The 785-nt window shown below is 46.1% G+C and carries 1 protein-coding gene; it reads left to right on the top strand.

The window, feature by feature from the left end; translation table 11 throughout:
* Window positions 1-4: 4 nt before the first annotated feature.
* Window positions 5-785 (top strand): DUF2955 domain-containing protein (locus R7P74_RS25945; RefSeq protein WP_318123529.1); only part of this gene is annotated, 781 nt, incomplete at its 3' end.

Genomic DNA, 785 nt, shown 5'->3' with positions numbered 1-785 from the left:
TGGTATGAAATTATGGGACCACCCCATGTCTGAGAACGATTTCAGACAATGCCTACGCATTGCAACTGGCGCAACCATCGGCTTTACACTGTGTAAGCTGTTTGGCTGGAACTACGGTGTGTTTTTCACCGTAACACCCATGCTTTTGCTCGGTATGGTACCAGTAGTGAACTTGCATGCATCAAGACAGTTAATCTTCTCCGCTGTTGTTTGTGGGCTAGAGGTTGGCATTCTGGGGGGCTTGTTTGGTAGCCATCCGGTGTTGATGATCTTGATTGCGTTCGGTTTGTTTCTTTACAAGTTTGCTTGTATGTCAAAAGGGAGTTTGTTTCTATTTGGCGCGAACAGTGTGCTTAGTTTGAGTATCATGCTGCACTTTGCTAGTTACCCGACAACGGATCTGAATGATCTTATTTTTAGTAACTTACAGGCGAACGTTTTGTCCATTATTGTGGCGTATTTAGTGACGTTTTTGATTCCAGATGCGGAACCTCGTCAACCGCTGCCAAAGCCTTCACAAGCCAAACAAAGCCATCGGATGCGACATGAGGCTCTTATGGGGGCGAGTATTGCAACCATGTCCTTTTTGGTGTTTCAGAGCTTTAATTTGAACGATTCCATGTCAGCGCAGGCGACAACCTTGTTGCTCCTGTTTCCAATGCATTGGAATGGCGCCTTAGGTTACGCTCGTAAACGGGCGATGGGCACATTGCTAGGCGTGACTTTTGGTATCGTCGGGCAGCTCATTTTGTATGATTGGTCAGATACTTTGCTGTTTATTGTGC

This window comes from Vibrio sp. 2033 (assembly GCF_033339735.1).
This window is presented reverse-complemented; position numbering and strand designations above follow the sequence as displayed.